Source organism: Micromonospora sp. NPDC049580 (genome assembly GCF_040675595.1).
In the GTDB taxonomy this organism is placed as follows: domain Bacteria; phylum Actinomycetota; class Actinomycetes; order Mycobacteriales; family Micromonosporaceae; genus Micromonospora.
The window spans coordinates 1-8,466 of the sequence record NZ_JBFAPG010000279.1 but is presented as its reverse complement, the minus strand read 5'-3'; the positions used below and the strand labels follow the sequence as shown (position 1 = coordinate 8,466).

The following is an 8,466-nucleotide window of genomic DNA, read 5'->3' as shown; positions in this document are numbered from 1 at the left end:
GGCCGGTGCTCCCGGCCCGCGCGTACCCCCGTCAGCCCTTCACGCAGACGACCTGCTTGAGGTGCGCGACCACCTCCACCAGGTCCTCCTGCTGGGCCATCACCTCGGTGATGTCCTTGTACGCGCCGGGGATCTCGTCGACCACCCCGGCGTCCTTGCGGCACTCGACGCCGGCGGTCTGCGCGGCCAGGTCGTCGGTGCTGAGCGTCCGCTTGGCCTGCGCCCGCGACATCCGCCGGCCGGCGCCGTGTGAGGCCGAGCAGTACGCGTCCGGGTTGCCCCGGCCCCGCACGATGTACGACCCGGTGCCCATCGACCCGGGGATGATGCCCAGGTCGCCCCGGCCAGCCCGGATCGCGCCCTTGCGGGTGACCAGCACCTCCACCCCGTCGTAGCTCTCCTCGGACACGTAGTTGTGGTGGCAGGAGATGGGTTCGTCGTAGCCGACCTGCGGGAAGTGCTCACGCACCACACCGCAGAGCAGGGCCAGCATGACGGCCCGGTTGCGCCGCGCGTACTCCTGCGCCCACCACAGGTCCCGCCGGTACGCGTCCATCTCGGGCGTTCCGGCGAGGAACACCGCCAGGTCCCGGTCGGGCAGGTCGACGTTGTGCGGCAGCTTGCGGGCCACTCCGATGTGCCGTTCGGCCAGCTCCTTGCCGATGTTGCGCGACCCGGAGTGCAGCATCAGCCAGACCCGGCCCTCGTCGGCGCCGCCCTGCTCCAGGCAGACCTCGATGAAGTGGTTGCCGCCGCCGAGCGTCCCGAGCTGCCGCTGGGCCCGGGTCTCCAGCTGCGCCACCCGGCGGTCCAGGCTGGCGAACCGACTCCAGAAGTCGTCCCAGCCGGCCTGCTCCAGGCCACGGACCCGGCGCGGGTTGACCGCCTCGGTCCGCTGGGCGAAGCCGACCGGGATGGTGGCCTCGATCGCGGAACGCAGCCCGGCCAGGTCGTCCGGCAGGTCGGCGGCGGTCAGCGAGGTACGCACCGCCGACATGCCGCAGCCGATGTCGACACCGACCGCGGCCGGCGAGACGGCCTGTCGCATGGCGATCACCGAGCCGACAGTGGCGCCCTTGCCGAAGTGCACGTCGGGCATGACGGCGACGCCCTGCACCCAGGGCAGCGCGCCGATGTTGCGCAGCTGCTTCGCGGCCTGCGGCTCGATGGCGTACGGATCGGTCCAGACCCGGACGGGCGCCCGGGTACCGGCCAGGGGGGTGAAGCCCATCGTGGTCTCCTCGTGTCAGGCCGGCACCAATCGTTATTGATGACCGGAAATGATCGTGCGCCAGGATGGAACCGGCGCGAAAGCTCGTCGGATACGAAAAGGGCCGCCAACCCGCAGGGGGTGGGCGGCCACGCCTGACGCGTGTGGCGTCAGCGAGGTCGCCGCCACTGGCACCGAGCCTGGGGTCGCCCCTGCGCGGGCCGGCCGAGACAGCGGTACGACGCGCCGGGCGGCAACGCGGCACCGGCACCGCTACCTGGCCTGCGCCAGGTGGCGTCGGTGGCTGTGCGTTGCGACATGGCGTGCTCCCCGGGTGTGCTCGGCCGTACTGCGCATGACGGTAGGCGGGGCAGGAGCTGTCCGCAAAGGATATTGCGCCCGCGCGGCCGGCCGTGGTCTGGCCCCGGGGAGTCACTCTCGCGACCTGTCGAGCTGCCCCATAGATGGGGCGGTGCTTCCGCCGAGGCCAGCCGGAGGAAGCACCGCCCACGGCGGTCGCGCCGCCGCTCACGGCCGACGGTGGTCGCGGGACCGACACGTCTGCCCGCCTGCCTGCCCCGTTCGTGGGGCAGCTCGACAGGGCACGCACCAGGGGGCGTCGGGGCGGGCCGCCGAGCGACGTAGCGGGGCTCAGGTGTCGTAGCAGCCGTCCCAGGGCGGGTCGAAGCCCAGTTCGTCGGGGACGAACTCGGCGTGGTCCGCGCCGTCGTACTCCGCGGACCAGTCGACCAGGCCAAAGGCGTGCCCGTCGACCTCGACCTGGAACAGCGCGATGGCGATGTCGCCGAAGACCCGGCCGGGCAGCCCGTCGATCCATTCGAGGAGGCGGGCCTCGGCACGGGTGATCGAGGCGTCCTCGTCTTCGCTGGTGCCGGCGAACCAGATGTCCGAGTCGGTATGCACGCCGTCGGCGTCGAACCGGTGCAGCACCGCGTACCACCGCTTGTGGCGGTACCAGTCGTCTTCGGCTCCGGCACCGTCCTCAAGTGTCGCGGTGACGGAGCCGAAGAACTGGCCCTTGTCGTACCTGCCGATGTAGCGGGTGCGGTAGTCGGATTCGTACGCGATGGGCACACGATCAGGGATGGCCATGCGCGGACGCTACCGCCCGCGAGCTACGGCTGCGGCACCAGCCGGAAGGACTGCGCGGCCGTGCCGTTGCAGGTGTACTGGATGAGCTGGACGCTGTCCGCGGTGGACGCTCCCGGCACGTCCAGGCACTTGCCGCTGTTGCGGTTGACCAGCCGGTAGTAGCCGCCGCCCTCGGATTCCGCCCGCCACTGCTGGTTGTTGCCGCCGCTGTACGACCAGAGCTGGATGGGCGCCGAGTCGGCGGTCGACCGATCGGTCACGTCGAGCACCTGGGCGCTGTTGCCGCGGTTGTTGATGCGCAGGTAGCCGCCGCTGGTCGGGGCGAACTGGTACTGCTGGGCGGCGCTGCTGTTGCAGGCGTACTGCTGGATGGCGGTGCCGTTGGCGGTGCCGGCGGCCCGCGCGTCCACGCACTTGCCGCTGCCCCGGTTGACGACGGTGTGCCAGGCGGTCGGCGAGATCGGGCCGGCGGTACCCGTCGGCGTGGGCGTCGGGGTGGGCGCCGTGCCGGCGCCGGCGAGCCAGTGCAGACCGTCGATCAGCAGTTTGTTCTGCTGCGGGCTGTCGAAGGTGGAGGACAGGCCGGTGTTGGTGCTGTAGTTCATCGCGTTGTGCCCGAAGTTGACGTACAGCATCTTGTAGCGCTTGTTGCTCCACACCAGCGGGTAGTAGCCGCCGTACCAGGACTGGTTGGGGTCCGTGCCGACCGGGAAGGTGGACGGGTCGACGGAGGCCAGGATGTCGATGTCCGGGTTCTGGCGCAGGTCGTTGCTCCAGGAGTACCACTCGCTGACCGACGACGCGAAGGTCGCCGGGAGCCCCTGGGTGGCCGGGTGGGTGCGGTTGTCGGCGCGCATCGTGACGCGCGTCGGCCCCCAGGTGTTGGTCTGGAAGGAGCCGGAGCCGAGGAAGGTGTTGTAGTACCAGCTCCAGCTCGACGGGTCGGTGGTGAACGCGCTGACGTGGAAGCCCATCCACGCCCCGCCGTTCTGCATGTACTGCTGGAAGGCGGGCCGCTGCGCGGCGGGCGGAGCGTCGTCGAGGAACATGATGACCTTGTACTGGGCCAGGTTCGCGGTGTTCAGCAGACCCCAGTTGGTGGTGGCCTCCCAGGAGAAGCCGTACTGGGCGGCGGCCTGCGGGAACCAGGCGCGGGCGTCGCGGTCGAAGTCGATGTGCGCGGCGTCCCAGGTGCCGTTGTAGAAGGCCAGGACCTTGAACGTCGGCGCGGCCTGCGCGCTGCGCGCGACGCCGAGGCCGAGGCCGGCGCTCACGGCGACGACGAGGGCGACGAAAACCGACAGGATCCTTCTGGTACGGGCGGGAAGTTCTGCGATCACCTGATCGTCCCTTCGGTCGGGACGCGCGCCGCCGCGTCGACGTGAACTATCTGTTCACAAGGTTTACAGATAGACGAAAGGTTATGCGGTGCCGCCCGGTGCGTCAATCGCCGGTCGACCGATCGGGTGGGATTCCTGCGGCAGCGGGTACCCCGGCCGGATGACCAGCCCGGACGCCGTCGACGTCGACCAGCCGCTCGCCGTGGACGTGCCCGCCGCGCCGCACGACGCCAGCGGCGAGCGGGTGCCGACCCGCGACCTGGCCGGGCTCGCCCCGGCGGCGAGACCGGCACGCCGCTGGACCCCGGGCCGGGTGGTGGCCACCCCGGCCGCCCTGGACCACCCCCACGGGCAGCGGATCGTCGACCGGGTGCGGGCGCTGGGCATCGAGGTGGAACGACTGCGGTCGAACCGGCTCACCGGCGTACGCGGGCAGACCGACTCCGAGACGTACGCGCGCGCCAAGGCGACCATGGCGATCGTGGTGAGCCCGCCCTCGCGGCGTGTCCTGCAACCCATCGCCCCCAGCGCCGACTGGCGCGTCGACCTCGCCGAGGGCTGCCCCGCGCACTGTCAGTACTGCTACCTCGCCGGTTCGCTCTCCGGCCCGCCGGTGACCCGGGTGTACGCGGACCTCGACGACATCCTGGCCGGGTTGGCCCCGTACGCCGGGCGGGGAACGGTCACCAGCCGCAACGCACGCCGCGCCGACGAGGGCACCACCTTCGAGGCGTCCTGCTACACCGACCCCCTCGCACTGGAACACCTGACCGGCAGCTGGCGGCGGGCGGTGCGGCACTTCGCCGACTGGGACGCGCCCGTGCAGTTGCGCTGGACCACCAAGTACGCCGACGTGGACACCTTCGTCGGGCTGCCCCACCACTGCCGCACCCGGGTCCGGTTCAGCGTCAACTGCGCCCCGGTCAGCGAACGGTTCGAGGGCGGCACCGCGCGGGTGCCAGACCGGCTCGCCGCGCTGCGCCGGCTCGCGCTCGACGGCTACCCCGTCGGGCTGACCATCGCGCCGATCATGCCCCTGCCAAACTGGCGCGAACGCTACGGCGAGCTGCTGGACCAGGTCCGCGCGGCGGTCGACGGGGTCCCGGAGCTGGACCTGACCGCCGAGCTGATCACCCACCGGTTCACCCCGGGCAGCAAGGAGGTGCTGCTCGGCTGGTACCCGCACACCCGCCTGGAGATGGACGAGGAGTCCCGCAGCCGCAAACACGGCAGGTTCGGCGCGGTGAAGTACGTCTACCCCCGCGACACGATGGCCGAGCTGCGGAGCTGGTTCACCGACGAGCTGGCCGCCCGAGTCCCGGCCTGCCGCATCCTCTACTGGACCTGAGCCGCGGTTCGTCGACCGAACGCCGACACCGCGGGCGGTCGCGCCGAGGAGCGTGTCACCCGAGCGAGGAGCGGGCCACCGGCGCGGCGAAGTACGTGCGCGGGTGCGGGTCGTCGCGGAGGCCGTAGTGCCACCACTCGCGGTCGTAGTTGACGAACCCGGCGTCGGTCATCAGCCGCCGCAGCAACTGCCGGTTGTCCCGCGCCGTGCCGGTGATGCGGGGGTCGGCGGTGTGCGCCCGGGCGTCGAAACAGTCGAACCCGGTGCCCATGTCGATGCTGTTGTCGGCGAAGCGCCGCCCAGGCGGCGCCGTACAGGGAACCAGCGGCTGCCCGGGCACGTACGCGGGTTGGCTGGCGGGCGGCTCGTCGACGAGCGTCAGGTCCAGCGTGCTGCCCCGGCTGTGGGCGGTCGGCGCGCCGATGTAGCCGTCGGCGAAGAGCCGGTCCTTGGCCAGGTCCGGATAGAACTCGGCCTTGGTCTGCTGCTCGCCGGGGCGCTTCGACCAGGCGACGAAGTCGTCCACCGCCGGCTGCGGGCGGTAGCAGTCGTACACCTTGAGGCTGTGGCCGCCGGCCAGCGCGGCGTCCTGGACCCGGCGCAACGCCTCGGCGGCCTGACGGGTGAGCAGGCACAGCGGCTCGCGGTAGCCGGCGATCGGCCGGCCCACGAAGTTGTGCGCCGTGGCATAGCGGATGTCGGCGTGGATGCGCGGGTCGACGTCGGTAAGCACCACGAAGCCCGGCAACCCGCCGGTCGCCGACGGGGGCGGGGTCCCCGACGACGGTGGAGGGCTCGCCGACCCGGTCAGCGGGGCCGAGACCGGGGCCGTCGGGCCCGGACGCGGCTGCGGACGGGAGCAGCCGCCGAGCACCGCGACGAGCGCCAGCACGACGCCGCCACCCACCCGCACTGACCTGCGCACCCGTCCTGTCTATCAGCAGCGGTCGGTGCCGCGCGCAGGATCAACCGCCGGCCGCCGCGAGCCCGTTCAACCGCCGGCCGCCAGCGGAGCCGCATCCGCCACGGTCGGCGCCGGGTCGAGGGCTTCGACCAGGTGCGCGCCGAGGAAGCGCAGGGCCGCCTCGTCGTCGTCGATCCCGCCGGCCTCGTGGCCGTTGTACCGCCACACCGACAGCTCCGTCGCCCCGGCATGGGCGTTGTGGGCGGCGTACACCCCCGACGGCGGCACGATGTCGTCCATCAGCGCCACCGAGTAGCGAGCCGGCCGGCGGCAGCGTCGGGCGAAGTTGACGCCGTCGACGTACGACAGGGTGGTCAGCACCCGCTCCTCGGCGTCCCGGTGGATCGCCAGGTAGTCGCGGATTTCCCGGTACGGGTGGGCGTCGGTGACCACCACGGCACGCGGGATGTCACAGAGGAACGGCACGAGGGCGACCACGGCCCGCACACCGCGCGCCAACGCGCCGGCCGCGAGCGCCAGTGCGCCACCCTGGCTGTGCCCGAGCACCGCCACCCGGGTCGGGTCGACCATCGGCAGGGTCCGGGCCGCGTCCACCGCCCGGACCGCGTCGGTGATCAACCGCCGGTAGTAGTAGGTGCGGGGATCCGCGATGCCCCGCGTCGCCACGCCGGGCGCCTCCGGGCCGGCGGCGCCCAGGTCGGCGGTGACGCCCCGGCTCCAGCCCGAACCCTGCCCCCGGGTGTCCATCTGCAGATGGGCGAACCCGGCCGACGCCCAGAGCAGGTTCTCCAGCGCGTGCCCGCGCCCGCCCCCGTAGCCCACGTACTGCACGACGGTCGGCAGCGCCGTGCCGGCCCCGTGCGGCACCCGCAGCCAGGCCCGTACGGGCTGACCGGCGAACCCGGGGAACGTCACGTCGTACACGTCGATGGCTCGCAGGCCGGTCACCACGGGCTCGAGCCGGACCGGCCAGGTGGCGTCGCGGGCCTGCGCCAGGGTGTCGGCCCAGAACTCGTCGAAGTCGGCCGGGTCCCGCACCACGCCGCGGTACTCGCGTAGCTGCGCCTCGGGCAGGTCGGTGTGCATGGCGCCCCTTGTCTGTCGCGTGGCACTGAACAGGGTGCGTCCACGGCGTGGCCGACGCCGACAGCCGGGCGGCGGAGACGGGACCGTACGCCGATACGCATCCGACAAATTACCGGAACATTTCCGCAACTCAGCCGAACGCTAGAACCGACCTGGCGTGTCGTCAACCCCCGTCCGTGAGGCAAGATGGCGCGAGGAGCGGGCGTGCCGTTCCGGGACACTGGATGGACGACGCTCGCGGTCGTCTCTCCGGAGCGGTGAAGGAGACACGGGTGGACGCGGACGACGGACGCAGGGTGACCATCACCGCGATCGCACGGGAGGCCGGGGTCTCGGTGCCGACCGTGTCACGGGTGCTCAACGGCCGGTCCGATGTGGCCCCCGACACCCGGGAACGCGTCGAGGAGCTGCTGCGCCACCACGGCTACCGGCGCCGCAGCAGCCGCAGCGTCCGCCGCGCGGGCCTCGTCGACCTGGTCTTCAACGACCTGGACAGCCCCTGGGCCGTGGAGATCATCCGGGGCGTGGAGGACGTCGGGCACGCCGCCGGGGTGGGCACCGTGGTCTCCGCGATCCACCGGCAGCCCACGGCGGCCCGGCAGTGGTTGCAGAACCTGCGCACCCGCGCCACCGACGGCGTCATCTTCGTGACGTCGCACTTGAGCCCGCCCCTGCACGCGCAACTGCGCCGCCTCAACGTGCCGGTGGTGGTCGTCGACCCGGCCGGCGTGCCGGCGATGGACGTCCCGACGATCGGCGCCACCAACTGGGCCGGCGGGCTCGCCGCGACCGAGCACCTGCTGGCGGTCGGGCACCGGCGGATCGGGTTCGTGGCCGGGCCGACACACCTGCTGTGCAGCCGGGCCCGCCTCGACGGCTACCGCGCCGGGCTGGAGGCCGCCGGCGTGCCGGTGGACGACGCGCTGATCTACCCGGGCGACTTCTACCACGCCTCCGGCTTCGCCGGCGGCACCGCGCTGCTCGATCTGGCCGACCCGCCGACCGGCATCTTCGCGGCCAGCGACCAGATGGCGTTCGGCGTCTACGAGGCCATCCGCCGCCGCGGGCTGCGGGTTCCCGACGACGTCAGCGTGGTCGGGTTCGACGACCTGCCGGAAGCCCGGTGGGCGTCACCGCCGCTGACCACCGTCCGGCAGCCCCTGGTCGAGATGGGCCGGCTGGCGGTGCGGACGGTGCTGCGACTGGCCCAGGGCGAGGGCATCGACTCGCCCCGAGTGGAGCTGGCCACCGAGCTGGTCGTCCGGGACAGCACCGCCGTCCCGCCGACCGGCTGATCCCTTCCGTTCCGACGGCCCGAACCGGGTCGGATTCCGGTTCCACCTGTTCCGGTCCAGCTGCGAAAATTCCGGCCTGCCGGTCCGCCCCATAAGCGACGACCACGGACGTGGACGCTTCGCGGCGCGGTGGGCGACCGGGGCCGCCC

General features: G+C 72.4%; 7 protein-coding genes. 2 read left to right on the top strand and 5 right to left on the bottom strand.

The window, feature by feature from the left end:
- Positions 1-31: 31 nt before the first annotated feature.
- The 3 genes from AB0J68_RS21000 to AB0J68_RS20990 all read right to left on the bottom strand — a co-directional run bounded on the left by AB0J68_RS21000 (position 32) and on the right by AB0J68_RS20990 (position 3,663).
- Positions 32-1,231: an RtcB family protein gene (locus AB0J68_RS21000; RefSeq protein ID WP_363940054.1), complete on the bottom strand. Its 1,200-nt coding sequence runs from the start codon at positions 1,229-1,231 to the stop codon at positions 32-34.
- Positions 1,232-1,861: 630 nt separating this feature from the next.
- On the bottom strand, positions 1,862-2,323 hold the full coding sequence (locus AB0J68_RS20995) for a hypothetical protein (RefSeq protein ID WP_354862671.1): 462 nt from the start codon (positions 2,321-2,323) through the stop codon (positions 1,862-1,864).
- Between the two features lie 23 nt (positions 2,324-2,346).
- Entirely contained in the window at positions 2,347-3,663 is a 1,317-nt protein-coding gene (locus tag AB0J68_RS20990; protein WP_363940052.1) for an RICIN domain-containing protein, read from the bottom strand.
- A 160-nt stretch (positions 3,664-3,823) separates the two neighbouring features.
- Here AB0J68_RS20990 and AB0J68_RS20985 point away from each other — a divergent pair, with 160 nt between their 5' ends.
- Positions 3,824-5,011 (top strand): spore photoproduct lyase family protein, encoded by a 1,188-nt coding sequence (locus AB0J68_RS20985; RefSeq protein ID WP_354862667.1) that lies wholly within the window; start codon positions 3,824-3,826, stop codon positions 5,009-5,011.
- Positions 5,012-5,066: 55 nt separating this feature from the next.
- Here the strand turns inward: AB0J68_RS20985 and AB0J68_RS20980 are convergent, their stop codons facing one another.
- Entirely contained in the window at positions 5,067-5,936 is an 870-nt protein-coding gene (locus AB0J68_RS20980) for a M15 family metallopeptidase (RefSeq protein ID WP_363940050.1), read from the bottom strand.
- Positions 5,937-6,002: 66 nt separating this feature from the next.
- Positions 6,003-7,022: an acetylxylan esterase gene (locus AB0J68_RS20975; RefSeq protein ID WP_363940048.1), complete on the bottom strand. Its 1,020-nt coding sequence runs from the start codon at positions 7,020-7,022 to the stop codon at positions 6,003-6,005.
- Between the two features lie 272 nt (positions 7,023-7,294).
- Between AB0J68_RS20975 and AB0J68_RS20970 the strand changes: the two genes are divergently transcribed.
- Positions 7,295-8,317: a LacI family DNA-binding transcriptional regulator gene (locus AB0J68_RS20970; protein WP_234588215.1), complete on the top strand. Its 1,023-nt coding sequence runs from the start codon at positions 7,295-7,297 to the stop codon at positions 8,315-8,317.
- Positions 8,318-8,466: the final 149 nt, after the last annotated feature.